Source organism: Pseudomonas sp. TMW 2.1634 (assembly GCF_001703595.1).
Classification (GTDB): domain Bacteria; phylum Pseudomonadota; class Gammaproteobacteria; order Pseudomonadales; family Pseudomonadaceae; genus Aquipseudomonas; species Aquipseudomonas fragi.
In genome coordinates this window covers 547,673-572,334 of record NZ_CP016849.1, presented here as the reverse complement: position 1 = coordinate 572,334, position 24,662 = coordinate 547,673, and the positions used below count along the sequence as shown (strand labels likewise).

Sequence of the window (24,662 nt, the reverse complement as noted above, 5' to 3'; positions counted from 1 at the left end):
GCGGGCAAGCCCGGCTCCCACAGGCATTGCGCCGACCTTGTGGGAGCGGGCTTGCTCGCGATTCGGGCGATATGGTCAGTCAGGCACACCGCGGCGCGGCCATCGCGGGCAAGCCCGGCTCCCACAGGCATTGCGCCGATTTTGTGGGAGCGGGCTTGCTCGCGATTCAGGCGATATGGTCAGTCAGGCACACCGCGGCGCGGCCATCGCGGGCAAGCCCGGCTCCCACAGGCATTGCGCCAACCTTGTGGGAGCAGGCTTGCTCGCGATTCGGGCGATGCGGTCAGTCAGGCACACCGCGGCGCGGCCATCGCGGGCAAGCCCGGCTCCCACAGGCATTGCGCCGACCTTGTGGGAGCGGGCTTGCTCGCGATTCAGGCGATGCGGTCAGTCAGGCACACCGCGGCGCAGCCATCGTGGGCAAGCCCGGCTCCCACAGGCATTGCGCCGACCTTGTGGGAGCGGGCTTGCTCGCGATTCAGGCGATGCGGTCAGTCAGGCACACCGCGGCGCAGCCATCGTGGGCAAGCCCACCTCCCACAGGCATTGCGCCAACCTTGTGGGAGCGGGCTTGCTCGCGATTGAGGCGATGCGGTCAATCAGGCATACCGCGGCGCAGCCATCGCGGGCAAGCCCGGCTCCCACAGGCATTGCCCCAACCTTGTGGGAGCGGGCTTGCTCGCGATTGAGGCGATACGGTCAGTCAGGCACACCGCGGCGTGGCCATCGCGGGCAAGCCCGGCTCCCACAGGCATTGCGCCAACCTTGTGGGAGCGGGCTTGCTCGCGATTCAGGCGATGCGGTGCATCAGGCACATCACCAGTCGTATTGAACCTCCAGCGATGCCGTGCGCTGCTGGCCGTAGTAGCAGCCGAAGCTGTAGTTGCACGAGGACACATACTCGCGGTCAAACAGGTTCTGCACGTTGAGGCGGGTGCTCACACCCTTGAAGCTCGCATCCAGCGCCGCCAGGTCGTAGCTGAGCGTGGCGTCATACACCACAAACGACGGCGTCTTGAAGGTGTTGCCCGAATCCCCGAAGTTTTTCCCGGTATACCGCGCACCACCGCCCAAGGTCACGCCTGCCAGCGCCTGGCCGGTAAAGTGGTAGTCCGCCCACACGCTGGCCGCCCACGGCGATTGCGCCTCGCTACGGTTGCCTTCATTGCCGTAGTTGGACTTGGTGTAGAACACGTCCAGATATGACACCGACGCAATCAGGTCAATGTTGTTGAAGCTGCTTTTACCTTCAACTTCAATGCCTCGCGACCTGACCTCACCTGCCTGAACCTGATACTCCAGATACTCAAGGTCACCGGTCAGGACGTTCTGCTGGGTGATCTCGAACACCGAGGCAGTGAGCAGGCTGGAGTCGTTGGGCTGGTATTTGACCCCCACTTCATATTGCTTGCCCGTCATCGGCGCGAACGCCTTGCCACCCCGGGCCGGCGCCGCAGTGCCCACCGACGGCAGGAAGGATTCGGTGTAGCTGATATACGGCGCCAGGCCGAACGAGGTGACATAGGTCAGGCCCACGCGCGCGGTGAATTTGTTGTCGTCCTGACTCTCCCGGGAGTTGGCCAGCAGGTCGTTGTTCTCCACCCGAGCCCAGTCCTGGCGCCCGCCAATGGTGAGGATAAAGTTGTCCAGCTTGATCTGGTCCTGCACATACAGGCCGGTCTGCTTGACCTTGTTGTCCCATTGGGTGGTCAGGGTCGGCACGCCCAGGGTGCGGTAGTGGGTGGGGTTGTAGAGGTCGATGATCTCGCTGCCGGACAGGTTGTAACCCTGATACTTGCGAGTGAAATCGCGGTAGTCCAGGCCCACCAGCAAGGTGTGCTGCAAGGGGCCGGTGACGAAGTCGCTCTGCAGGTGGTTGTCGAAGCTGTACGAGCTGTTCTGCTGGCGCCAGTCGAGTTTGGTGCGGCTGGCGTGGGTGTCAGTCGCGCCGTCCGGGGCGGTGACGAAACGGTTGAGGTAAAAGCCCTTGTAACGGTCATTGACGTCGATATAGCTCAGGCTCTGGCGGTAGGTCATGACCTCGTTGAAGGCATGGGAAAACTGGTAGCCGAGCACATACTGGTCGCGCTTGTAATCGTTCCACTTCGAGTCGCCGGAGAAGAAGTCGCGATCGATCTTTTCGCCCCGGGAGTTGCGGTACAAGCTGCCCACCACCGGCAAGGACTGGTAGTCGGCCAGGGCATCGTCGCGTTGCAATTGCGCGTAGACCGTCAGCTCGGTGCTGTCATCGGGCGCCCAGGTAAAACTGGGCGCCAACAGCATGCGCGAGTCTTCGGTGTAGTCGATTTGTTCGCTGCCGGTGTTGCCGACGCCAATCAGCCGGTAGCTCAGGGTTTTGGCGTCGTCCAGCGGGCCGGTGGTGTCGAAGGCCAGGTTGTAGCGGTCAAAACTGCCGGTGCCGACCTTGACCTGATGTTTGGCCTCGGTGCTCGGGCGCTTGGACACCATATTGATCATGCCCCCCGGCTGGTTTTGCCCGTAAAGCACCGAAGACGGGCCCTTGAGCACTTCGATGCGCTCCAGGGTATAGGGGTCGATCTGCGGGGTGCCGCCCAGGCTGCCCGCCGAAGGCAGATAGGCACCGTCAAGGTAGAGCAACGTCGGGGCAAAGCCGCGGCTGGTGATTTCATCGGCAATGGTGTTGCGGTCGGTGTAGCCGTTGGTGCTCAGCCCCGGGGTGTAGCGCAGCGCCTGGGTCAGATCGCGGGCGCCTTGCACCTCAACCTGGTCGGCGGTGACCACGTTGAGGGTCTGCGGGATTTCCAGGATCGGCGTGTCGGTCTTGGTGGCGGTGGCCGAGCGGGTGGCGACAAAGCCGTCGACGTGACCACGGCCATCCTCGCCCACACGCGCCGATACGTTGGTCGCGCCCAGGTTCAACGCCCCGGCCTCGGCATGCGGGTACACACTCAGGGCGCCGCTGTCGGTCACGCTCAAGCCCAGGCCACTGCCCGCCAGCGCACGTTCAGCGGCCTGTTGCGGGGTGTACATGCCATTGACCGGCGCAGAGGTCTTGCCCTGCAACAAGGCCGGCGCCACCGACAGGGTCATGTTGCTGTCCCGGGCGATGCGGCTCAGGGTCACGCCCAGCGGCGCGGCAGGCAGGTCAAAAAAGCGCGTAGCGCTTTGTTCGCCGTGCATGACCTCTGCTCGCGCGCCTTGTGGATGACAGGCAATGCTCAGGGTGATGGCCAGCGCCAGCAGGCAGGTTTTGGGTTGAGCGTACGGCATGGGGCGTCCTTTCTCGTTGCAAGGTAGGCAGTTGTAACCTTGACCAACGAGAAAGGCGTTCCCCTCACCCTATTCGCAATTAATTCGCATTCTGGTGTTTTTACCGGCGCACCTCGATCAGGGTCAGCCACGGTCCGTAGCGCGTGACCTTGATCGGCAGGGTTTGCGCCAGCGTATTGAGGGTTTGCGCGGTATTGTCCAGCGCGAATACACCGAACACCCGTACCCGCGCCGCTTCAGGGCTGATGCGCAGCATGCCGGTCTGGTAGGGCCGCAATGCCTCGACCAGGGCCGACAACGGTTCATCATGCAGTTCGACGCGGCCCTGCAGCCAGTCGGTCTGGCTGCGCGAGGTCGGGGTTTGCGGGTCGATCTGGGTGGCGGTAAACGACACCGCCTGACCGGTTTCGATGCGCCGCTGCTGACCGCCCAGGGTGTCCAGTTGCACGCTGTGTTGCTGCACGCTGGCCAGGCTTTCATCGCTGCCCTGGCGCACCATAAAGCGCGTCCCCAGCGCCTGCACCTGGCCCTGGGCGGTGGTGACCACAAACGGCCGCTTGGCATCGGCGGCCACCTCCACCTGCAGCTCGCCTTCGCGCAGGCGCACGCGGCGCTGGCCGCTGCTGAACTGGATATCCACCGCGCTGCGGGCATTGAGCGTCAGCAGGCTACCATCGGTCAGCTCGACCGTCTTGCGCTCGCCGGTGGCCGTCTGGTAATCGGCCGTCAGGCCTGCCAGGGGCGTGACGCGGTCCACCAGGCCTGCTCCAGCCAGGCCCAGCAGCAACAGCAGCAGGCCGCCTTGCAGGGCCTTTTTACCGGGCGTGACAGTGCTGGCCAGCAGGGCCCGGCGCGCGGCCTGCAACTGCCCGGGGCTGCGCCGCTCCGCCGAGTGCAGGTCAGCCACCTGGGCCTTGAGCACCCCCGCGACCTGCTGCCAGGCGGCCAAGTGCGCGGGGTTCTCGGCCAGCCAGGCCTTGAACACCTGGCGCTCCGACGGGCAGGCCTGGCCGGACTCCAGACGCAGCATCCAGTCAATGGCGGCACGGGTGACCGGATCTACCTTGGCTGTACTCATGGGCACTCCGCCGTCTGCGACAGGCAATGAACAAAGGCGCGGCGCAAATCGCGCTCCACCGTGGCCAGCGACACGCCCAGCAACTCGGCGATGGCCTGCTGGGGCATGCCTTCGAGGCGATTGAGCAAAAAAGCGCGTTTGACCCGCGACGGCAAGCCTTCCAGCACGCGGTCGATGGCTTCGATCGCCTCGCGTACCAGGACAATGTCTTCGGCGGAGGGGGCGAAGGCCTGGGGCAGCTCGGCCAATTGCTCGAGGTAGGACTGCTCCAGCTTGCGCCGCCGCCACAGCGAACACAGCAGGCGCCGGGCCACGGTGCTCAGGTAGGCGCGAGGTTCCTGGATACGCTCCAGTTGCCGGGCGTCCCAGGCGCGCAAGAAGGTGTCCTGGGCCAGATCAGCCGCATCCTGCGGGCAACGCACCTGTCGCGACAACCAGCCGCGCAGCCACGCATGATTGTCGTGATACAGGTTCGCCAGCAGGCTTTTGGGATCCACAGGGCTAGACACGATAGATAACCATACTTAAATAGCAATAAGTCGCATTATCGTCGGATCAAGCCTAAATGCAAGCCATGTGGGAGCGGGCTTGCTCGCGATTAAGGCGATGCGGTCAGTCAGGCACACCGTGGCGCAACCATCGCGGGCAAGCCCGGCTCCCACCGGCATGGCGCCGACCTTGTGGGAGCAGGGCCTTCAGCGACCGCCGCCCAGGTCCAGGAAGGTACCCGTGGTGTAGGAGGCCTTGTCCGAGAGCAGCCACACAATGGCTTCGGCCACTTCTTCGGGGCGCCCGCCGCGGCCCATCGGGATCAGCGGTTCAAGTTTGCTGACTCGCCCCGGGTCGCCACTCAGGGCGTGGAAGTCGGTGAAGATATAGCCCGGGCGCACGGCATTGACGCGGATCCCTTCCCCCGCCAGTTCCTTGGACAAGCCCAGGGTGAAGGTGTCCAGCGCGCCCTTGGAAGCGGCGTAGTCGACATATTCGCCGGGAGAGCCCAGGCGGGCAGCCACCGATGACACATTGACGATATTGCCGCCCTGCCCGCCGTAGCGTGGCGACATGCGCAGCACCGCATGCTTGGCGCACAGGATCGGCCCCAGCACGTTGGTCTTGAGGGTGTGCATGATGCGCAGGTCGGTCAACTCGTCGACCCGCGACTTGAGCCCCACGGTGCCAGCATTGTTGACCAGCGCCGTCACCGGTCCCAGTTGTTCATCGACGTCAAGAAACAGGCGAATGATTTCTTCTTCGTCACTGACATCGGCACGCACGGCAATGGCCTTGGCACCGAGGGCGCGAACCTGTGCCAGCACCTCATGGGCGGCGGCATCATCGGTCAGGTAGTTGATGCAAATCCGATAACCCTGCCTGGCAGCCAGCAAGGCAGTGGCAGCGCCTATACCGCGGCTGCCGCCGGTGATCACGATGACTTTATCCATAAATACGTGTTCCCCTTACACCGATCCAAATCTGGCTGCCAGAATAACCGCGAAGGCGCGGTTTTGTCAGGTCGCCGTCTTGTTGTCTGGCTCGACGGGCCTGGCACTGTGGATATCAGCCATAAACTGTTCCGCCGGCAAGGGCTCGCCCAGCAGAAAACCCTGCAGGGCGTCACAGCCAAGGGTAGTCAAAAAGCTTTGCTGGGTATCGGTCTCTACCCCTTCGGCAACGATGCGCAAACCCAGGGCCTGGCCCAGCGCGACAATGGCCGAGACAATCGCCGCATCGTCACTGTCGTGCTCCAGGTCGCGCACAAAGCCGCGGTCGATCTTCAGTTCATTGGCGGGCAGGCGCTTGAGGTACATCAGGCTGGAGTAGCCGGTACCGAAGTCATCGATGGACAGGTCCACGCCCATTTGCGACAGCCGCTGCAACACCACCATGCTCGCATCGGCATCGCTCATGGCGGTGGTTTCGGTGATTTCCAGGGTCAGGCTGTTGGCGGGCAGGCGGTGGCGCTCCAGCGCCGCGACCACGCTTTCGACCAGGCCGGAATAACAGAACTGCAACGCCGACAGGTTGACTGCAATGCGCCAGTGGCTATAGCCCTGATCAAACCAGATGCGCATCTGCCGGCACGCTTCGTTGAGCACCCAGTCGCCGATGGGGATGATCAGGCCGGTTTTTTCCGCCAGGTCGATAAAGTGTTCCGGCAGCAGCAACCCCTGCTGCGGGTGCTCCCAGCGCAACAACGCTTCAGCCCCCACCGGCTGGCTGTTGCTGGCGTCGAACTTGGGCTGGTAATGCAGACGAAACTGCTGCAGCTCCAGGGCCTGGCGCAAGTCCTGCAGCAGTTGCAATTGCTTGCGCGCATTGGTGTTCATCGAGGCGTCGAAAAAACTGTAGCCGTTCTTGCCGGTGCCCTTGGCGTGGTACATCGCCGCGTCGGCGTTCATCAGCAATTCCTCGGCGGTCAGGCCATTGCCGGGGTACAGCGCGATACCGACACTGGCGGAAATCAGCAACTCATGCTCATCGACGCGAAACGCCCGGGACAGCAGGCTGACCTGACGCGCCGCCACTTGCGGGGCATCGTCCGGCTCAAGCAGGCGCACCAGCAAGACAAACTCGTCACCGCCAATGCGCGCCAGGGTGTCCTGACTGCGCAGTTGCTCGCGCAAGCGCAGGGCGACCTCGCGCAGCAGGCGGTCGCCCAGGTGATGACCAAAAGCATCGTTGACCGGCTTGAAGCCATCGAGGTCAATAAACATCAGCGAAAAACAGCCGCCCTGCTCCGCCACCTTGTTCATCGCCTGGCCGATGCGGTCGGCCAGCAGGATGCGATTGGGCAGCCCGGTGAGGGTGTCGTGCAACGCCAGCTGGGTCAGTTCTTCGTTGGCCAGGGTCAGGGAGTCCGCCAGGGCGGCGGTACGCGCATCGAGGCGGGCATCGAAAATCGAGGTCAGCAAGGCGATCACCAGTACAGCCAGGCTGGACACCAGCACCAGATTGTCCAGGCCGTTGCCGCTCAAGCCGTCGATGGCGGCACCGCAAAAACTGCCGATGGGGAAATTGGCAGCGGCCATGCCGGTGTAGTGCATGCCGACAATCGCCAGGCCCATGATCACCGCAGCGCCACCGCGCATCAGCCGCACATAGGGGGTTTGCCTGCGCAAGCGAAAGGCGATCGCCAATGCGGCCGCCGAAGCCCCCACGGCAATCACCAGCGACAGGCCGAACAGTGTCGGGTCATAGTCGATACCCGGCTGCATGCGCAACGCGGCCATGCCGCTGTAATGCATGGCACTGATGCCCGCGCCCATGATCAGGGCACCGAACAGCAACTGCAGGGCCGGCAACCGTGGCTGACTGACCAGCCACAAGGCAAAGCCCGAAGACAGAATGGCCACCAGCAACGACCACAGGGTGAGCCCCAGGTCGTAGCCCAATTCAAGGGGTAACTGCAGGGCGAGCATGCCGATAAAGTGCATCGACCACACGCCAAAGCCCATTGCCAGCGCCCCGCCGCCGATCCACAGATACACGGTCCGGCCTCGCGCCGTGGCAATGCGGCCACTCAGATCAAGGGCGGTGTACGACGCCAGAATGGCGACACACAGGGAAATCAGAACCAGCGCGGGGGAGTAACTAGCGGAAACCATGGGCCTTCTCGTGAACAGATGCCGAACAGCGTCCATGCCCGGTAAAGAAGCGCAATTGTACTTCTTCCCTGCTTTTACGCACCTATCCGCGCGACTAAATCCTTAAGCCCCATGCCCTCCCAGTGGGAGCCGGGCTTGCCCGCGATGGCCGCGCCGCGGTATGCCTGATTGACCGTATCGCCTCAATCGCGAGCAAGCCCGCTCCCACAAGGTCGGCGCAATGCCCGTGGGAGCCGGGCTTGCCCGCGATGGCCGCACCGCGGTATGCCTGATTGACCGTATCGCCTCAATCGCGAGCAAGCCCGCTCCCACAAGGTCGGCGCAATGCCTGTGGGAGCCGGGCTTGCCCGCGATGGCCGCACCGCGGTATGCCTGACTGACCGTATCGCCTCAATCGCGAGCAAGCCCGCTCCCACAAGATCGGCGCAGTGCCTGTGGGAGCCGGGCTTGCCCGCGATGGTCGCCCCGCGGTATGCCTGATTGACCGTATCGCCTGAATCGCGAGCAAGCCCACTCCCACAAGATCGGCGCCATGCCTGTGGGAGCCGGGCTTGCCCGCGATGACCGCACCGCGGTGTGCCTGACTGACCGCATCGCCTGAATCGCGAGCAAGCCCACTCCCACAAGGTCGGCGCAATGCCTGTGGGAGCCGGGCTTGCCCGCGATGGTCGCACCGCGGTATGTCTGACTGACCGCTTCGCCTCAATCGCGGGCAAGCCCGCTCCCACAAGGTCGGCGCAATGCCTGTGGGAGCCGGGCTTGCCCGCGATGGTCGCACCGCGGTGTGCCTGATTGACCGTATCGCCTCAATCGCGGGCAAGCCCGCTCCCACACAGAAACTGCCCCCCTACCTTCAGTTCAACTCAAACAACCCCGCTGCTCCCATGCCGCCGCCGATGCACATGGCAACCACCACAAACCGCGCGCCACGGCGGCGACCTTCAAGCAGGCTGTGGCCCACCATTCGCGCACCCGACATGCCGAACGGATGACCAATGGCAATCGCCCCGCCATTGACGTTCAGGCGGTCATTGGGGATCTGCAGGAAGTCGCGACAATGCACCACCTGGCAGGCGAACGCTTCGTTGATTTCCCACAGGTCAATATCCGACACCGTCAGGCCAAAGCGCTTGAGCAACTTGGGAATCGCATACACCGGGCCAATGCCCATTTCTTCCGGCGCACAACCACTCACGGCAATCCCGCGATACACGCCCAGGGCTTCGATTCCACGTTGTCTGGCTTCGCCACGGCTCATCAGCAAGACCGCAGCGGCACCATCGGAAAACTGCGAAGCATTGCCTGCCGTAATGAACTCTCCCTGTTCAATCCACTTGCCGTCTTTCCACACCGGCTTGAGGCTCGACAGGTCTTCGAGGGTGGTGGAGGGACGGTTACACTCATCACGGTCCGCGATCACGTCCTGATGGCCGCTGGGCTTGCCTTCCTTGTCAAAGCACAGCTTGCGCGCCGCCAATGGCACGATCTCGTCGGCAAACAAACCTTCAGCCTGGGCGGCAGCCGTGCGCTGCTGGCTCTGCAGCGCATACTGATCCTGCACGTCGCGGCTGATGCTGTAGCGCCGGGCCACGATTTCTGCAGTTTCAAGCATCGGGATATACGCCGTGGGCATGCATTCGAGCACGGCTTCGGACTGGGCACGGTAGGTGTTTTTGTACTTGTTCTGGGTCAGCGAAAGCGACTCCACGCCACCGGCTACGGCTATCTTCATTTCGCCGGTCATGATGCCGTTGGCCGCCACGCCGATACTCATCAGGCCAGAGGCGCACATGCGGTCAAGCGCCATGCCCGGCACAGTGTCAGGCAGGCCGCCGGTATAGGCACACAGGCGCCCGATATTGTAGCTCTGGGTGCCCTGCTGGGCAGCGGCGCCCATGATCACGTCTTCCACCGAGCCCGGCTCGATGCCCGCGCGCTCGACCACCGCGCGCACCACGTGGCCGCCCAGCACCGGCGCTTCGGTATCGTTGAACGAGCCACGGAAGGATTTGGTCAGGGCCGTGCGGGCGGTGGAGACGATCACAACGTCATTCAAATTCATACTCAAGGCTCACTGTTCAAGAGGGTTGAAGGTGTAGCGACTGATGGTGTCCACCACACAGCCGGGGCGTTCGCTGCCTTCGATTTCGACGCTTATGCGCACCACGGCCTGCACGGCCTGGCCCAGTGTTTCGACCCGCATCACCTGGCCATGGCCGCGAATTCGCGAACCGACCTTGACCGCTGCCGGGAAGCGCAGCCGGTCAGTGCCACAGTTGACGCCCATCGCCAGGTTTTCGAATTGCATCAATTGCGGCATAAACAGATTGGCCAGCGACAGAGTCAGGTAACCGTGGGCGATGCAGGCTCCGAATGGCCCGCTGGCGGCGCGCTCAGGGTCGACATGGATCCACTGGTGATCGCCGGTGGCCTCGGCAAACAGGTTGATCCGTTCCTGGGTCAGCAACAGCCAGTCGGTGCGCCCCAGATCAATCCCCTCGGCGGCCAGCAACTGGGCGGCACTGCTGAAAGTCGTGCTCATATGCGCCTCCTCAGGCCTGTTGCGAGCTGACGGGCAGCACTTCGCCGACCATGTACGAGGCGTAGTCACTGGCCAGGAACACCATGACATTGGCCACCTCCCACACTTCGGCGGCGCGGCCAAAGGCTTCGCGGCTGGTAAGCTGGTCGAGCAGTTCGCTGCTGGCGGCTTTTTTCAGAAAGTCATGCAGGGCAATCGACGGTGCCACAGCATTGATCCGTACACCGTTTTCGGCAGCTTCCAGGGCGCTGCAACGGGTCAGGGCCATGACCCCAGCCTTGGCCGCGGCGTAATGGGCCTGTTCCTTCTGCGCGCGCCAGCCCAGCACCGAGGCGTTGTTGACGATGGCCCCGGCGCCACGACGTTCCATGTGCGGAAGCATGGCGCGGGTCATGCGCATGGTGCCGGTGAGGGTGATATCCAGTACCGACGACCACTGCTCATCCGTCATTTCGGTCAGGCGTACCTGGCCGCCAAGCCCGGCGTTGTTGATCAGCACGTCGACGCCGCCCAGGGCCTCTTCGGCGGCGGCGACCAGGGCTTGCACGTCGGCTTCGACGGTGACGTTGCACAGCTGGCCGTAGACCGCCTGCAAGCCGGTTTCAGCCTTGAGCCGCTCGACGGCTTCTTCGAGACGCCGTGGGTGGATATCGGAAATCATCAGGGCGCGGCAGCCCTCTTCGGCGCAGCGTTTGGCGGCGGCGTAACCGATACCGGCGCCGGCTGCGGCCGTGATCAAAATCGACTTGCCAGCCAGTAGCTGGTGGCCGGGGACATAAGGGGGGGCTTGTCTCATGGTTGAATGCTCTTTTTTAATCAAAAATCAAAAGCCCCTCACCCTAACCCTCTTCCAAGGGAGAGGGGACTGACCGCACGCGGTTTCGAGAACACCACAAATCAGCCCCCTCTCCCTCCGGGAGAGGGTTGGGGTGAGGGCCTGCGTTATCAGCTACCCCACACCCGCTGCGGCGCAGGTGCTTCAGCCAGAATCTGGCCCAGGGCAACGCCCACTTCTTCGGGCTGCCATTGCGCGCCCTTGTCGCGGGTTACGCCGGTGCGCCAGCCATCGCCCAAGGACAGGCGCCCACCCTGGCTTTCGATGATCTGCCCACTCACCTCCCCCGAGAGTTCACTGCCCAGCCACACCACCAACGGCGCGACGTTTTCCGGGGCCCAGGCATCAAAGCCGCCGTCTTCAGGTTTTTTCACCATGTCCGGCATCGCGCTCTCAGTCATCGACGTACGCGCCGCCGGGGCCAGGGCATTGGCGGTCACGCCGTAACGCGCCAGTTCTGCTGCCTGCACCAGGGTCAGCGCAGCAATCCCGCCTTTGGCCGCGCTGTAATTGGACTGCCCCACCGAACCCTGCAGGCCCGCGCCGGAGCTGGTATTGATGATGCGCCCAGCCACCGGCTTACCCGCCTTGGCCAGGTCGCGCCAGCGTTTACCGAGGATATTGGCCAGGCAAAAATGCCCCTTCAAATGCACACGCATCACCGCGTCCCAGTCTTCTTCAGCGAGGCTGATAAACATGCGGTCGCGCAGGATGCCGGCGTTGTTGACCAGCACATGCACTTCGCCAAACGCCGCCAGCGCAGCGTCGACGATGTGCTGCGCCGTGGCGAGGGTGGTGATGTCATCGGTATTGGCGATGGCCTGCCCGCCTGCCTGGCGAATGTCCGAGACCACCTCTTCTGCGGCTTCGCGACGAATGTCGTTGACCACTACGTTGGCGCCCTCGGCGGCGAACGCCAGCGCGTAGGCGCGGCCCAAACCGCCGCCCGCGCCGGTAATGATGACGGTACGTCCTGCACAAATTGCCATGTCGTTACTCCTAGAGGCGCTCAATAATCGTCACGTTGGCTTGCCCGCCGCCTTCGCACATGGTTTGCAGGCCATAGCGGCCACCGCTGTGCTCAAGCTGGTTAAGCAGGCTGGTCATCAACCGCGCGCCGCTGGCCCCCAGCGGATGGCCGAGGGCAATCGCGCCGCCATTGGCGTTGGTGCGGGCCGGGTCGAAATCCAGCTCCTTGGCCCAGGCCATGACCACCGAGGCAAAGGCTTCGTTGATCTCGACCAGGTCAATGTCCTGCATGCGCATGCCGGCTTTTTTCAGCGCCGCGCGGGTGGCGGCGATCGGTGCGGTGAGGTGCCAGATCGGGTCGTCGCCGAGCACCGAGAGGTGATGGATCCGCGCTCGGGGCGTCAGGTTGTAGCGCTTGAGCGCAGCCTCGGAGACCACCAGCAAGGCCGCTGAAGCATCGCAGGTCTGGCTGGACACGGCAGCGGTGATCGACGGGAACTCGGCGGATACCGGCTCCAGCTCGGCCATTTTCGCCAGGCTGGTATGGCGCGGGGTTTCGTCGTCCCGCAGCCCTTCACAAGGCACGATTTCGTTGACGAACCGACCGGCCGCCATCGCCTCCAGCGCCCGCCGATGGCTTTGCAGGGCATAGGCTTCCATGTCCTGGCGGCTGATGTTCCAGTGGTCGGCAATACGTTGGGCGGCGTAGAACTGGTTGACCGGCTGCTCGCCAAAGCGCGCTTTCCAGCCTTTGCTGCCAGAGAACGGGTCGGCAAAGCCCAGCGGCTGACCGGCCAGCATCGCCGATGAAATCGGGATCTGGGTCATGGTCTGCACGCCACCCACGGCAATCACATCCTGAGTGCCGCTCATCACCGCTTGCGCGGCGAAATGCAAAGCCTGCTGCGATGAGCCGCACTGGCGATCGATGGTCGTGCCGGGCACATTCAACGGCAAACCGGCAGCCAGCCAGCTGGTGCGGGCAATATCACCGGCCTGGGAGCCGATGGTATCGACACAGCCAAACATCACGTCGTCATATTCGTCGGCCGGAATCCCGTTGCGCTCCACCAGTGCCTTGAGCACATGGGCACCGAGGTCGATGGCATGGACATGGGCCAGGCCACCCTTGCGTTTGCCGGTGGGGCTGCGCAGGGCATCAACAATATAGGCTTGGGGCATGCTCAATCCTCGAACGTATGGCCGGGGCCCAGGGGCGCCGCACCACTCAATACATACTCGGCCACACGGGTCTTGTGCAGCGCACGGTCGCCCCAGGCGTTATCCAGGGCCCAGGCACGCTTCATGAACATTTGCAGGTCGACTTCCCAGGTGTACCCCATCGCGCCATGCACCTGGATGCCGTGACGGGCCGCCAGCCAGCTGGCTTCACAACTGGCCAGGCGCGCCTGGGATACCCACACCGCAGCATTCGGCTCGTTATGGGCCAGGGCATAAGCGGCGCGATACAGCACCGGCTTGGCGAATTCGAGCGCCGTGGCAACATCGGCCAGGTGGTGCTTGACCGCTTGAAAACTGCCGATGGGCTTGCCAAATTGTTTGCGTTGCGCGGCGTAATCCACCGACAAATCGAGCATGCGCTGGGCCAGCCCAACCAACTGCCCGGCCACCGACAGCGCGCCCCGATTCAGGGTTTGCGCCCACAGTGCGCGGCCCCGCTCGCCCTGCGCCACCAGGGTGGCCGCAGCGGGCTGCCAGCTGACCTGCGCCAGGCGCCGCGAGGCATCGAGGCTGGCGTGGTTTTGCACATCGACCTGGCTGCGCGGCACGGCATGGACTTCATCGCCGTGGGCCAGCAGCAACAAATCGGCGTGGGCGGCATCGGCTACCAACGGATTGACCGGGTGCCCGATGGCCACCCGCAAACTGCCGTCGGCAATGCGCTCCAGCCATTCGCCGCGCCGGGCAACGCTGTCATCCAGCCCGGCAATCAGGGCGCTGGCCACATACGCGGTGTCACCCAGCGAGTCAGGAATGGCGTAGTAACCCAACTCCTGGGTCATCAGCGCCCAGGCCACATCGTCCATGCCCAGGCCGCCATAGGCCTCGGGGATCGACAGCGCAGTGAGGCCCTGCTCGGCAATCTTGTTGCGCAGATCCGGGGAGCGACCCACATCGGTTTCCCAGATTTCACGGAGCATCTCGGGGGCGGCTTCGGTCATCAGGAAACGGCTGATGGCCTCGCGGAAGGTGATCTGGTCTTCGGTAAAGGTAAAGTCCATGCCCGGCCTCACTTCGGCAGACCGAGCATGCGCTCGGCAATGATATTGCGCTGGATCTCGTTGGTGCCGGCGTAGATCGGCCCGGCCTGGGCAAACAGAAAGCCCTCCAGCCAGTCGTGGCCATCCGCCGATTTACCGGTCAGTTCACCACTGGCGCCGAGAATGCGCATGGCAGTTTCGTGCATGCGCAAATCCAGCTCCGACCAGAAGATCTTGTTGGTGCTCGACTCGGCGCCAATCTGCGCGCCCTGACTCAAACGCCCCACGGTGTGGTAGGAAGACAGGGTGTACGCCTGCGCATCCATCCAGGCCTTGCACACCGCATCGCCCAGGCTCGGGTCACGGTCGGCGCTGGCGCGGTTGGCCTGATACAGCTCCACCAGCTTGCGCGCCGTGTACTGAAAGCGCGCCGGCGAGCGCAGCAGCAAGCCGCGTTCAAATCCAGCGGTGGCCATTGCTACATGCCAGCCCTGCCCTTCGTCACCGATACGGTTTTCCAGCGGTATGCGCACGTCGTCGAAGAACACTTCGGCAAACGCATCCTTGCCGTTCAAGGCCTTGATCGGACGTACCGTGACCCCCGGTGCGTTGAGCGGCACCATCACAAACGACAGGCCGTGGTGACGGCTTGAACCAGGGTCGCTGCGGAACAGGCCGAACAGCCAGTCGGCAAAAATCGCCCGCGTCGACCAGGTTTTCTGGCCGTTAAGTACGTAGCTGTCACCGTCGCGGGTGGCCTTGCTGGTGATCGCCGCCATATCGGAACCGGCGTTGGGCTCCGACCAGCCCTGGGCCCACATGTCGGCACTGGCCGCCATGCGTGGCAGGAAACGTTTTTTCTGCGCCTCGGTACCGAACTCCATCAGGGTCGGGCCCAGCAACAACTGGCCGTTCTGATTGATCCGCATCGGCGCGCCGGCACCGTAATACTCTTCTTCAAAAATCAGCCACTCGATCAGATCGCAGCCGCGCCCGCCCAGCTCGGTAGGCCACATGACCATCGACAGCCGGCTTTCGAACAGCCTGGCTTCCCACTGGCGGTGCTGCTCGAAACCCTCACGGGTGTCGTAGCTGGCCAGCGGCGTGGCCGGCAGATTGTCCGCCAGCCATTGGCGCACCTCCTGACGGAAAGCTTTCTGCTTGGGGGAGTAAGTCAGATCCATCTTCAGCTCCTCAGAACGTGGCGTCGCGTTTTTCAACGAACGCGCGACGGGTTTCAGCGGAGTCCGCGCAGTTGTAGGCCTGCAGCGTAAAGCCCTGCTCCCAGCGGTATTTGTCTTCCAGGTTGCCGTCTTCAATACCGTTGAGCGCTTCCTTGGCGATGCGGATCATCGCCGGGCTTTTACTGGCGATCTTGCGGGCAATCTCCAGAGCCGTTTCGCGCAGTTGCTCGCGGGGCACCACGCGCTCGATAAAGCCGTATTGCTGGGCGTCGACGGCGCTGATCTTGTCGCCGGTCAGGAACAGATAACGGACTTTTTGCACCGGGAACAAACGCTGCAGGTGCGCTCCGCCACCCATCGCGCCACGGTCCACTTCCGGCAGGGCAAACGTTGCGCAGTCGGAGGCCACGACGATATCCGCCGCGCCGGTAATGCCGATCCCGCCGCCCAGTACAAAACCATGTACTGCAACAATCACCGGCACCGGGTTGCGATGCACCGCCTTGAAGGTGGCGTAGTTACCCGCGTTGACCTTGACGATCAGCTCAGGGTGGGCGTCCAGCTCCTTGATATCGACCCCGGCGCAAAAACCCCGGCCTTCGGCACGGACCACAATCACCCGCACTTGCGGATCCTGGCCCAGGGCTTCGAGGGCATGCGCCAGGTCCAGCCATTGCTGGCTGTCGAGGGCATTGACCGGTGGCCGGTCGATCACCAGCTCAGCGACGCCTGCGTCGATGCTGGTGTGAAATGCGGTATGAGTTGCGCTGTTCACAGGTGCTCCCGGGTTGGCAAAGGCATGGGAGCAGTATGGGAATGCGCTGCGGCGTGATCATCGTCCGTTGAGACTAACGCGAGTGCAGGCGATGCAGCCGCTGACGCACCGGGTGGTACCGGTTCATCAGCGGCCGCGAGGCGTCACGTGCTGCCTTACTCAAACCCGGACGGGCCGTCTACGATGGCTTTGGCGGTGTTATTGAGCAAGTCATGCACTCGCTGGATCTCGGCCGGGCTCCAGAGCCCCTGATGCAATTGCAGGGCATGACGCAGGTTATGCACGGCCTCGTGGATTTCTTCCGGTCGGCCCTGGCTGCGCAGCGAGCGCCTGCTGACATCGATGCGCATGCGCACCCCATTGAGGGCAACGTGTTGCTGGGTCAAATAAGTGCATCCAGCCTCAGTAATGCTGTAGCACTTTTTCTCCCCTTCCATGCAGGCCACCACCAGATGGCCGGCCTCCAGAAACGCCATTGTTGGATAAATAACCCCCGGGCTGGGGCTGTAGGCGCCATCGAAAAGGGCCTCGACTTGCTGGATCAAGTCATAACCGTGGCGCGGTTGATCGCGTACCAGCGACAGCAACAACAACTTCAAGTCACCGGCGGCAAAAACCCTCGGGTTACGGCTGCCGCGCTCTCGCGCTGAGCGTTTATCCATTACCTCGCCAAAATCGCTCTCATGTTGATACTTATATTGGCTACTCATGTTCGCACTCCATTTCATTCAACAGAGCCCACGTTAAAACACAACTTAATTTTCAACTCAAGCCATTAACACAACCCCAGCCAAAATACAGTTACACAGCAACAAAAAATACGATATACCCCGCAACTACGACACAACTAAATTGATATTAACGATATAACTTTCCAGCCCGCCCCACCTCACAATCCTCCCCCATACGCATCCACAAAAAAAAACACAGCCAGACGCGCTTCCCAAAAATTGTATATCTAATAATTTCACAACCGGAAAACAGCCTAAATTCAAATATCAGACATATCTTTCTGCTCATATCTGAAAAAGACTACAAAAGCTTGGATGGTATGACTACTTACTTATCTATTGTCTTCCTTTAACCTGAGCTGGCGCTACAAACGGAGTTTAGAGATTTCGCTCTCGCCCCGTATACAGTTGAAAGTCTCACCCTCCCTGAGAGTCTAATTGACCTACTGGTACCCAATTATGTTCAAAAGCAAAATCGCTGTAATTCTTGGCACCCTGATCATTGGTACATCGACGGCAAGCATGGCAGTTGCCAACACCTCTTCAACCTCAATCAATATCAGCGCAGTCGTTCCAAGCACCGAGTTTCAAGCACTGCCAACCAATCCAAACTTCGGACAAGCAGAAGTGCTGGCTTACAACCCGACCAACTCCAGCCTGGGCGGCCTGAGCCAGCGTTACACATACAAAAGCACGGCGGGCGCGATCAAGGCTTTTATTGAGGGCGGCGTTTCAAATCTCTACAACGGCAACAGCGCTCAAAATATACCGCTAACCACCAAATTCAATAACGTAGTCCTGACTGGCACCGCCCAGGAAGTAGTGGCGCAAACCCTTGCCAATAGCGGGGGATCAGCCGACCTGATAATCACCCCTGGTCCTATTCCAAGCGGCGCTTCGGGTAATTATGACGCGTCATTCACTGTGATTTTTGAAAGCACGGCACCATAACAGTTCGGCTATGGCCCTTTGATTCGGTAGCACTTGGTGCCCGTTCAGTGCACTCGCTGAACGGGCACCACAAGTAAATTATTGGTTTGATAGCAGAGTATGGTGAACATGTTCCCGATGACATGCATCGCGGTAACACTTGCTTCATTGATGTGTTTTGCGACTCTTGCAGTGGCTGCAGGCAACAGCATCACGCCAAAACGTTTGCTGGAGCAGGCCAAGGGGCTGCCGGCAGACTTTGAAGAGCATCTTTTCGATGTGCCGCTGGCCGTACAAGTGGAGCGTGACAGTCAACTGGTCGGAGAAGCCCTTATTGTGCTGTCACGGGATGACCGTATCACGCTGCTCGCATTCACGGACTACAACGAAAGCCAGATATCCCCCAATGAACGGGACATATGGGCGGATCATCTCAAACAGGGTACCCCGCTGGGAGCCTGCACGAGCAAATGCCCCGAACAGTTGCTTGCCATTCACTACAACCTTGAGAACTCAATGGTCTCGTTGCTGACCGCAAAAGCCGAACAACAATTCCAGCAAAGCCAATACTACGACCTGCCCATCGATGGCAGCACCGGATTGATCCTGCGTAACCAGTTGAACCTCACCGGTGGCCAGCAGGAATACCTGGGCGGCCGTTATGGTCTGGAGGCCAGCAGCAGCCTGGGTAACTGGACCCAGACACTCAACCTGCAACTGAATCGCATCGGCGGCCCGCAAGAGAACCAGATCAGGCACGCAGTGTATTCGGCCTACACCCAGCGCGAACTGCCAGGCAGCTTCCTGCGCCTGGGTTACTTTACCCCCGGGTCAGAAGGCCTGACCCGCCAGATCCGCATACTCGGGGACAACCCTGATACGGCGTTTGGCGTAATGTACGGCAGCTCAGACAGCTTGAGCATTACCCTGCCCAAACCCAGCGTCTACCCCATTTATGTCACGCCTAACCGGCAGGCGACGGCGCAAATTTATCGTAACGGCGTGTTGATCAACACCCAACCGGTCGCTGCCGGCTTGCAAAGTCTGGACACCCGCCCCCTGCCGGGCGGGATCTACGAAGTGCAAGTGCGCCTGGTCGAGGATGACCAGGTCAGCAGTACCACCACGGAATTGGTGTACAAGCCGAGCAACTGGCGCAACCTCGACAACCCCTGGCGCTATAACCTGTTTGCCGGCCGTGAGAGTACGTTGCTGAGCAACTGGGAAGCTCAGGCCAGCGGCGAGATGACCGCCGGCGGCGCCGTTAATTACCTGCTGCATCCGCGCGTGGTACTGGGTGTCTCAGGGCGCCAGGTCAAGGGTAACGCGCAATGGGGTACCTCCATTGACTGGACGCTGAGCGGCGCTGCCGGCTTTTACGCCAACCTCTACCAGACCAAAAACCACGGCACGGGTGTCGACCTCAACAGCCAGTATAACTATGGCACGGGCAGCATCACCTTTACGCACAACCGCAGTTGGCTCGATACCCGCGACACCTATGAAACCCTGCCGGATGGCACCTATCTGCGCCCAAAGACGGCTTATTTGGGGCAGGTCAGCCGCTCTTCGGCGTCCTTGAACCATCGCTTCGGGGTCAGAAACACCTTCAGCGCGCGTCTGTCCCATAGCAAGGGTTACACCCAAGGATACGGGCTGGATCTAGGTTGGACGCAAATGACCCATCTGTTTGGCAGCGATGGCAACTGGCGTTTATCGGTATTTGACCGCCCGGCCAGCCTCAGCAGCGCCGACACGCGAAACCGCGGCTTCGACCTCAGTTTCAGCCTTGCCCTAGGCGGTCCGGGCGAGCGCTGGTCAGCCAGCCTGGGCTCGCGTACCAGCCGCGACGGTGAACGCGACAACAACGCTTCACTCAGCTACAGCAAGGATCTCAAGGACCATACCCTGCAAAGCGTGGCAGCTACGGCAAACATCGATGTGTATGGCATAGGGCTCAACGGGCGCACCAGCTTCCAGTCCGATGCCTTTGGCGGCGACCTGTTCCTGCAACGCTCCTCCTACAACGGCAACTTCAGTGGCGGCCTGAACCTGGACAGCACCGTGGCCTTAAACGGCTCAACACTGGCCATGACCAGCCAGCCCGGGGGCCAGGGGGCCGGGCTGATCGTTGATGTGGAGTCCGATGTAGCCGATATCGACTTGCGCGCCGATGACCTGAGCGGCAGCAGTACGATACTGCGCCCGGGCCGCAACTTTATCCCCATTACCGCCTACAAGAACAGTTCGGTCAGCTTCGACTTCCAGGGCACCGATGTCCCTGCTGCTGCGATCCAGCCACCGCGCACGCGCTATCACCTGAATAAGGGCGGCGTGGGCTATCGCAAGATTAATGTGGCCAAAACCGTCACCGTGCTTGGGCGCCTGCTGGACCAGCAGGGCAAACCGCTCAAGGGCCATCACATCATCAACCATGCCAGCCGTGGGGTCAGTGAAGTGGACAGGTTCTTCTCGATGGAAATGAACGCTGGAGCGCCCACGCTCGAAGTGCGCAAGGGCGAAGCATTGCTCTGCCAACTGGCAATCGACATGAGCACAACAGCAATGCAGGCCAACGTCCTGGAAATCGGCGACGTGCGCTGCATCCCTGAGACGCTGACCAGGTCGGTTACGGGTGACAACGTAGCAGGCTTGTAGGCGACAACGGGTTAGTAGCGCTGGGGTTGCAACCGTTCATCGGGTTCAGAAACTCAATGCTGCCAGGCAGCAAACACAACGCGGGAAACAACCATGAAACTTGTCATTACGATATTGGGCCTGTGCCTTTACTCACTGGGCGCAATGGCGAGCCCCAACATCAACATCGGAAGCGTTTTCGACTATATGGACGCCGGGCACAGCTCGTATTTAAAGCGGGTGTACAACGGTGGCAGCAGCACGGCGTTTGTGCGTGTTTCAATTCTGGAAATCGTCTACAAGGCGGACGGCACACACGAAGAAGTGCCGCTCAATAGCAAGGGCAACTCCCCCACACGCGATGGCTTGATCGCCAGCCCGGCCCGCCTGATTGTGCCAGCCAAGGGCAATCAGGGCACGCGACTGGTGTTCAAGGGCACCCGCGACAAAGAGCGCTATTACCGGGTTCGTTTTGTGCCCGTAGTGCCTGAAAAGGAAGATCAGTTCGCCATCAGCGAGGGTGAAGTCAGTGAGTACAAAAAAAGCCTGTCGGCCGGCGTCAATGTGATGGCTGGCTACGGCACAGTTTTTATCGTCAGGCCTGCAAACGCCAGGTTTGATACCCGGATAGAAGACACCCCGCTGCAGTATACCCTGCGCAACAACGGCAACACGGTGGTGGTGCTCGAAGCGTTCAAGGACTGCTCGCTCAAGGATGCACAGGACTGCAAACCCGTCACCTTGCATCATGTCCTGCCCGGCCGCTTCATGACATTTACCAAAGAGGCAGACCGCCACTATCGCTTCAATCTGATAGAGGGCCATGTGAAGAAAAACATCGAGGTAAAAGGCCGATGAAACTGTTCGCCAAGCACACCCTGGGCTATGCACTGGCGGCAGGGTTGCTGGCGACTCATTGCACAGTGCATGCCGTGCGCGAAGTGCATGATTTTGAGGTCACGGTCTCTATCCCGACCCAGGAGTTCTATGCCCTGCCTGCTGACCCGGGTTTTCTTGAGCGTGAACATCAAATGGGCTGGAATCCACAGCATCTGGACCTTGTACCGATCAAGGCATTCTTCGACGTACTCAGCAGCGGTGGCGCTATAACCGCACGGTTGGGCTACGAGCCAAAGCTGTCCAGTAACAAGTTCGAGATCCCGCTCCAGGTCAAGCTCAACAACCAGCTGTTGACCCTGACCGATAGCGTCATCGCCAATGAACAGCAAGCGCGCTACGGTCTGCGGGTGCCATTGCGCATTGATGCCGTCAAACCGGCTCAAGGGTACGAGGCGGGCAAGTATGACGGCAATGTCCTGATCCTGTTCGAGACCCTGGCGCCTTGATCGACCGGCAAGGCGACAGCACAAGCCCTCAAAGGGACTAGTCCGAGTCAGGGATTGCACCCATGCAGCACGCTTTCATGCTGGCGGCATGATCCGTAATCCTGCGAGGAGCGCCGCCCTATGGAGCTTGCCCTGTCTGACGAGCAGCGAATGATTCAAGCGTCTGCCGAACGCTTTCTGGCCCAGGTGGCCAGTTCCGCCGAAGTGCGCACGGCCATGGCCAGCGAACAGGGCTATAACCCGTCTACCTGGGCACGCATTGCAGGTGAGCTGTACTGGCCTGCCCTGGCCATCCCCGAGGCCTATGGCGGCCTGGGGCTGAGCTTTGTCGAAGTGTGCCTGCTGCAGGAACAATTGGGCCGGCGCTTGCTGCCTTCGGCGTTCTACGCCACCTGCTGCCTGGCCCTGCCCGCGCTGTTGCTGAGCCGCAACGAACCCCTCAAGACGCATTGGCTGCCATTGATTGCGGCGGGTGAAGTCACGGCCAGCCTGGCTTACGCCAGCGCTCCACGCTGGGATGACACCGCCGTGCAGGTGTACGCACAAAGCTGCGCTGGCGGCTACCGGCTCAACGGTCAGTACCTGCATGTGATCGATGGGGCCGACTGCGATGTGCTGATCATCGCTGCCCGCACCCCGGGCAGCGTCGGTGAGGCAGGGATCAGGCTGTTTGCCATAGCCGCCAACACCCCCGGGGTTGAGCGTCACTCTCAACCCACTCTCGATCAGACCCGACGCCTGGCCACTGTCAGCCTCAACGATGTGCAGTTGCACGATGAACACCTGCTCAGCGAACCCGGCCAGGGTTGGCCAATGTTGCGCGACGTGCTGCGCATTGGCTGTATCGGCCTGGCCGCCGAACAGACGGGTGGCGCGCAACAGTCAATGGACATGACCCTGAGCTATATCAACGGCCGTGAACAGTTTGGGCGGCGCATCGCCAGTTTCCAGGCCATCAAGCACCGCTGCGCCGATCTGATGCTGGCGCTGGAATGCGCAAGGTCGGCCAGTTACTACGCCGCCTGCATCGCCGCTCAATGCCTGGACATCGACGGCGACCCGGCAGCGCAACAACAACTGGGCGAAGCGGCAGCCACGGCGAAGATCCACGCCAGTGAAGGTTTTTTTCATTGCGCCGCCGAGTCGATCCAGTTGCATGGCGGCGTGGGTTTTACCTGGGAATATGACCCGCACCTGTACTTTAAGCGGGCTCGTGCCAGTGAGCAGTTGCTGGGCTCCCCTGCCTTTCACCGCGAAGAACTGGCCAAACAGATCTTTGGAGAGCTGTCATGAATATTGGATTCAGCGCCGCCGATGAGCAGTTTCGCCAGCAAGTGGCGCAGTGGATGCAAGCCCACCTGACAGGCGAGTTCGCAGCCCTGCGCTTTCGTGGCGGACCGGGGGATGAAGACTTCGCCCCGGCCTTGCGCAAGGCCTGGGAGCAGGTGTTGGGCACCGGCCAATGGATTGGCGCAGGCTGGTCTGCGCAGCACGGCGGTCGCGGCTTGAGCATCAACCGCCAGGTGATCTTTTTTGAAGAGTACGCCCGCGCTGGCGGCCCCGGTCGCATGGGGCATATTGGCGAAGGCCTGGTGGGGCCAACGGTTGCGGTGTTTGGCACGCCAGAGCAGCAGCAGCGGTTTCTGCCGCCGATACTGGCCGGGCAGGACTTCTGGTGCCAGGGCTATTCAGAACCAGGGGCCGGCTCGGACCTGGGCAATATCAAGACCCGCGCCAGCTTCGACAACAGCAGCGGGCAGTGGTTGATCAGCGGGCAAAAGGTCTGGACCTCACTGGCCCATGAAGCAGACTGGTGTTTTGTACTGGCCCGCACCGAGCCGGGCAGCGTGGGCCATCGCGGGTTGTCGTTTTTACTGGTGCCCATGCAGCAAAGTGGCATCAAGGTGCAGCCGATCCGGCAACTGACCGGCTCGTGTGAATTCAACGAGGTATTTTTCGATCAGGCTACGACTGCGGCCGACAACCTGATTGGCCAGCCGGGCGATGGCTGGAAAATCGCCATGGCCCTGCTGGGTTTTGAACGCGGGGTCTCGACCCTGGGCCAGCAGATGCAGTTTCAGAATGAGCTGGACGAGGTGGTACGCATCGCCAAGGCCAATGGCGCGGCACAGGACCCGCTGCTGCGCCAGCGTATTGCCCGGGCCTGGAGCGGCTTGCGGGTATTGCGCTACAACTCGTTGCGCATGCTGTCAGGCGAGCAGGACGGCAGCCTGCGACCCGAGGCGACGATCTACAAGCTGGCGTGGTCGAACTGGCATGTCGAACTGGGCAAGCTGGCAATGGACGTGTTGGGCCCTGATGCGGAGCTGCTGGCGGGCGGGCCTTATGAACTGACCCGGTTGCAGGCGTTGTTCCTGTATACCCGGGCGGACACCATCTACGGCGGCAGCAGCGAAATCCAGCGTAATATCATCGCCGAGCGGGCCTTGGGAATGCCGCGGGAGGCGCGGTAGACGGGCTGAGAATCAAAAGCACCCTCACCCTAACCCTCTCCCGGAGGGAGAGGGAACTGACCGCGCGCGGCTTCAAAATCTC

The 24,662-nt window shown here is 61.8% G+C and carries 20 protein-coding genes; 6 read left to right on the top strand and 14 right to left on the bottom strand.

What is annotated here, in order from left to right; translation table 11 throughout:
• Positions 1-816: 816 nt before the first annotated feature.
• From BFC21_RS02700 to BFC21_RS02625, 14 genes are all read right to left on the bottom strand, one after another.
• A complete protein-coding gene (locus tag BFC21_RS02700; protein ID WP_120265654.1) occupies positions 817-3,252 on the bottom strand; it encodes a TonB-dependent siderophore receptor in 2,436 nt (811 codons plus the stop codon).
• Between the two features lie 100 nt (positions 3,253-3,352).
• Entirely contained in the window at positions 3,353-4,330 is a 978-nt protein-coding gene (locus tag BFC21_RS02695) for a FecR family protein (protein WP_120265653.1), read from the bottom strand.
• Positions 4,327-4,827: a sigma-70 family RNA polymerase sigma factor gene (locus BFC21_RS02690; RefSeq protein WP_120265652.1), complete on the bottom strand. Its 501-nt coding sequence runs from the start codon at positions 4,825-4,827 to the stop codon at positions 4,327-4,329. Before BFC21_RS02690 ends, BFC21_RS02695 begins: the two co-directional genes overlap by 4 nt.
• Positions 4,828-5,025: 198 nt before the next feature.
• Positions 5,026-5,772: an SDR family oxidoreductase gene (locus BFC21_RS02685; RefSeq protein WP_016780488.1), complete on the bottom strand. Its 747-nt coding sequence runs from the start codon at positions 5,770-5,772 to the stop codon at positions 5,026-5,028.
• 66 nt (positions 5,773-5,838) lie between these two features.
• A complete protein-coding gene (locus tag BFC21_RS02680) occupies positions 5,839-7,935 on the bottom strand; it encodes a bifunctional diguanylate cyclase/phosphodiesterase (RefSeq protein WP_095005610.1) in 2,097 nt (698 codons plus the stop codon).
• A gap of 853 nt (positions 7,936-8,788) precedes the next feature.
• Positions 8,789-9,997: an acetyl-CoA C-acyltransferase gene (locus BFC21_RS02665; protein WP_088377111.1), complete on the bottom strand. Its 1,209-nt coding sequence runs from the start codon at positions 9,995-9,997 to the stop codon at positions 8,789-8,791.
• 9 nt (positions 9,998-10,006) lie between these two features.
• On the bottom strand, positions 10,007-10,477 hold the full coding sequence (locus tag BFC21_RS02660; RefSeq protein ID WP_088377110.1) for a MaoC family dehydratase: 471 nt from the start codon (positions 10,475-10,477) through the stop codon (positions 10,007-10,009).
• Positions 10,478-10,487: 10 nt separating this feature from the next.
• Positions 10,488-11,273: an SDR family oxidoreductase gene (locus tag BFC21_RS02655; protein ID WP_088377109.1), complete on the bottom strand. Its 786-nt coding sequence runs from the start codon at positions 11,271-11,273 to the stop codon at positions 10,488-10,490.
• Positions 11,274-11,422: 149 nt separating this feature from the next.
• Complete coding sequence (locus BFC21_RS02650; protein ID WP_120265651.1) at positions 11,423-12,301, bottom strand: SDR family oxidoreductase; 879 nt, start codon at positions 12,299-12,301, stop codon at positions 11,423-11,425.
• 10 nt (positions 12,302-12,311) lie between these two features.
• Positions 12,312-13,463, bottom strand: a complete 1,152-nt coding sequence (locus BFC21_RS02645) for an acetyl-CoA C-acetyltransferase (protein WP_088377107.1) — start codon at positions 13,461-13,463, stop codon at positions 12,312-12,314.
• A 2-nt stretch (positions 13,464-13,465) separates the two neighbouring features.
• Positions 13,466-14,524, bottom strand: coding sequence for an acyl-CoA dehydrogenase family protein (locus tag BFC21_RS02640; protein WP_088377106.1), 1,059 nt, complete (start codon positions 14,522-14,524; stop codon positions 13,466-13,468).
• A gap of 8 nt (positions 14,525-14,532) precedes the next feature.
• Positions 14,533-15,687 carry an acyl-CoA dehydrogenase family protein gene (locus BFC21_RS02635; protein WP_088377105.1) on the bottom strand — a complete coding sequence of 385 codons (1,155 nt, stop codon included), beginning with the start codon at positions 15,685-15,687 and terminating at the stop codon, positions 14,533-14,535.
• Between the two features lie 10 nt (positions 15,688-15,697).
• Positions 15,698-16,462: an enoyl-CoA hydratase family protein gene (locus BFC21_RS02630; RefSeq protein WP_120265650.1), complete on the bottom strand. Its 765-nt coding sequence runs from the start codon at positions 16,460-16,462 to the stop codon at positions 15,698-15,700.
• Between the two features lie 155 nt (positions 16,463-16,617).
• On the bottom strand, positions 16,618-17,172 hold the full coding sequence (locus BFC21_RS02625) for a PadR family transcriptional regulator (RefSeq protein WP_088377103.1): 555 nt from the start codon (positions 17,170-17,172) through the stop codon (positions 16,618-16,620).
• Positions 17,173-17,652: 480 nt separating this feature from the next.
• Between BFC21_RS02625 and BFC21_RS02620 the strand changes: the two genes are divergently transcribed.
• The 6 genes from BFC21_RS02620 (at position 17,653) to BFC21_RS02595 (ending at position 24,580) form a co-directional block, all read left to right on the top strand.
• Positions 17,653-18,144 (top strand): CS1 type fimbrial major subunit, encoded by a 492-nt coding sequence (locus BFC21_RS02620; RefSeq protein ID WP_120265649.1) that lies wholly within the window; start codon positions 17,653-17,655, stop codon positions 18,142-18,144.
• 108 nt (positions 18,145-18,252) lie between these two features.
• Complete coding sequence (locus BFC21_RS02615; protein ID WP_162939278.1) at positions 18,253-20,781, top strand: CS1-pili formation C-terminal domain-containing protein; 2,529 nt, start codon at positions 18,253-18,255, stop codon at positions 20,779-20,781.
• Between the two features lie 93 nt (positions 20,782-20,874).
• Positions 20,875-21,618: a pilus assembly protein gene (locus tag BFC21_RS02610; protein ID WP_095005457.1), complete on the top strand. Its 744-nt coding sequence runs from the start codon at positions 20,875-20,877 to the stop codon at positions 21,616-21,618.
• Positions 21,615-22,106 carry a CS1 type fimbrial major subunit gene (locus tag BFC21_RS02605; RefSeq protein ID WP_088377099.1) on the top strand — a complete coding sequence of 164 codons (492 nt, stop codon included), beginning with the start codon at positions 21,615-21,617 and terminating at the stop codon, positions 22,104-22,106. Before BFC21_RS02610 ends, BFC21_RS02605 begins: the two co-directional genes overlap by 4 nt.
• 120 nt (positions 22,107-22,226) lie before the next feature.
• Complete coding sequence (locus tag BFC21_RS02600; RefSeq protein WP_120265647.1) at positions 22,227-23,399, top strand: acyl-CoA dehydrogenase family protein; 1,173 nt, start codon at positions 22,227-22,229, stop codon at positions 23,397-23,399.
• Positions 23,396-24,580, top strand: coding sequence for an acyl-CoA dehydrogenase family protein (locus tag BFC21_RS02595; protein ID WP_120265646.1), 1,185 nt, complete (start codon positions 23,396-23,398; stop codon positions 24,578-24,580). The genes BFC21_RS02600 and BFC21_RS02595 overlap by 4 nt, the downstream gene beginning before the upstream one ends.
• The last annotated feature ends 82 nt before the right edge of the window (positions 24,581-24,662 follow it).

Excerpts from the sequence above, each read along its gene's own strand:
- BFC21_RS02700 (WP_120265654.1), bottom strand. The coding sequence starts at position 3,252 with ATGCCGTACGCTCAACCCAAAACCTGCCTGCTGGCGCTGGCCATCACC.
- BFC21_RS02695 (WP_120265653.1), bottom strand. The coding sequence starts at position 4,330 with ATGAGTACAGCCAAGGTAGATCCGGTCACCCGTGCCGCCATTGACTGG.
- BFC21_RS02685 (WP_016780488.1), bottom strand. The coding sequence starts at position 5,772 with ATGGATAAAGTCATCGTGATCACCGGCGGCAGCCGCGGTATAGGCGCT.
- BFC21_RS02680 (WP_095005610.1), bottom strand. The coding sequence starts at position 7,935 with ATGGTTTCCGCTAGTTACTCCCCCGCGCTGGTTCTGATTTCCCTGTGT.
- BFC21_RS02665 (WP_088377111.1), bottom strand. The coding sequence starts at position 9,997 with ATGAATTTGAATGACGTTGTGATCGTCTCCACCGCCCGCACGGCCCTG.
- BFC21_RS02660 (WP_088377110.1), bottom strand. The coding sequence starts at position 10,477 with ATGAGCACGACTTTCAGCAGTGCCGCCCAGTTGCTGGCCGCCGAGGGG.
- BFC21_RS02655 (WP_088377109.1), bottom strand. The coding sequence starts at position 11,273 with ATGAGACAAGCCCCCCCTTATGTCCCCGGCCACCAGCTACTGGCTGGC.
- BFC21_RS02650 (WP_120265651.1), bottom strand. The coding sequence starts at position 12,301 with ATGGCAATTTGTGCAGGACGTACCGTCATCATTACCGGCGCGGGCGGC.
- BFC21_RS02645 (WP_088377107.1), bottom strand. The coding sequence starts at position 13,463 with ATGCCCCAAGCCTATATTGTTGATGCCCTGCGCAGCCCCACCGGCAAA.
- BFC21_RS02640 (WP_088377106.1), bottom strand. The coding sequence starts at position 14,524 with ATGGACTTTACCTTTACCGAAGACCAGATCACCTTCCGCGAGGCCATC.
- BFC21_RS02635 (WP_088377105.1), bottom strand. The coding sequence starts at position 15,687 with ATGGATCTGACTTACTCCCCCAAGCAGAAAGCTTTCCGTCAGGAGGTG.
- BFC21_RS02625 (WP_088377103.1), bottom strand. The coding sequence starts at position 17,172 with ATGAGTAGCCAATATAAGTATCAACATGAGAGCGATTTTGGCGAGGTA.
- BFC21_RS02620 (WP_120265649.1), top strand. The coding sequence starts at position 17,653 with ATGTTCAAAAGCAAAATCGCTGTAATTCTTGGCACCCTGATCATTGGT.
- BFC21_RS02615 (WP_162939278.1), top strand. The coding sequence starts at position 18,253 with ATGTTCCCGATGACATGCATCGCGGTAACACTTGCTTCATTGATGTGT.
- BFC21_RS02610 (WP_095005457.1), top strand. The coding sequence starts at position 20,875 with ATGAAACTTGTCATTACGATATTGGGCCTGTGCCTTTACTCACTGGGC.
- BFC21_RS02605 (WP_088377099.1), top strand. The coding sequence starts at position 21,615 with ATGAAACTGTTCGCCAAGCACACCCTGGGCTATGCACTGGCGGCAGGG.
- BFC21_RS02600 (WP_120265647.1), top strand. The coding sequence starts at position 22,227 with ATGGAGCTTGCCCTGTCTGACGAGCAGCGAATGATTCAAGCGTCTGCC.
- BFC21_RS02595 (WP_120265646.1), top strand. The coding sequence starts at position 23,396 with ATGAATATTGGATTCAGCGCCGCCGATGAGCAGTTTCGCCAGCAAGTG.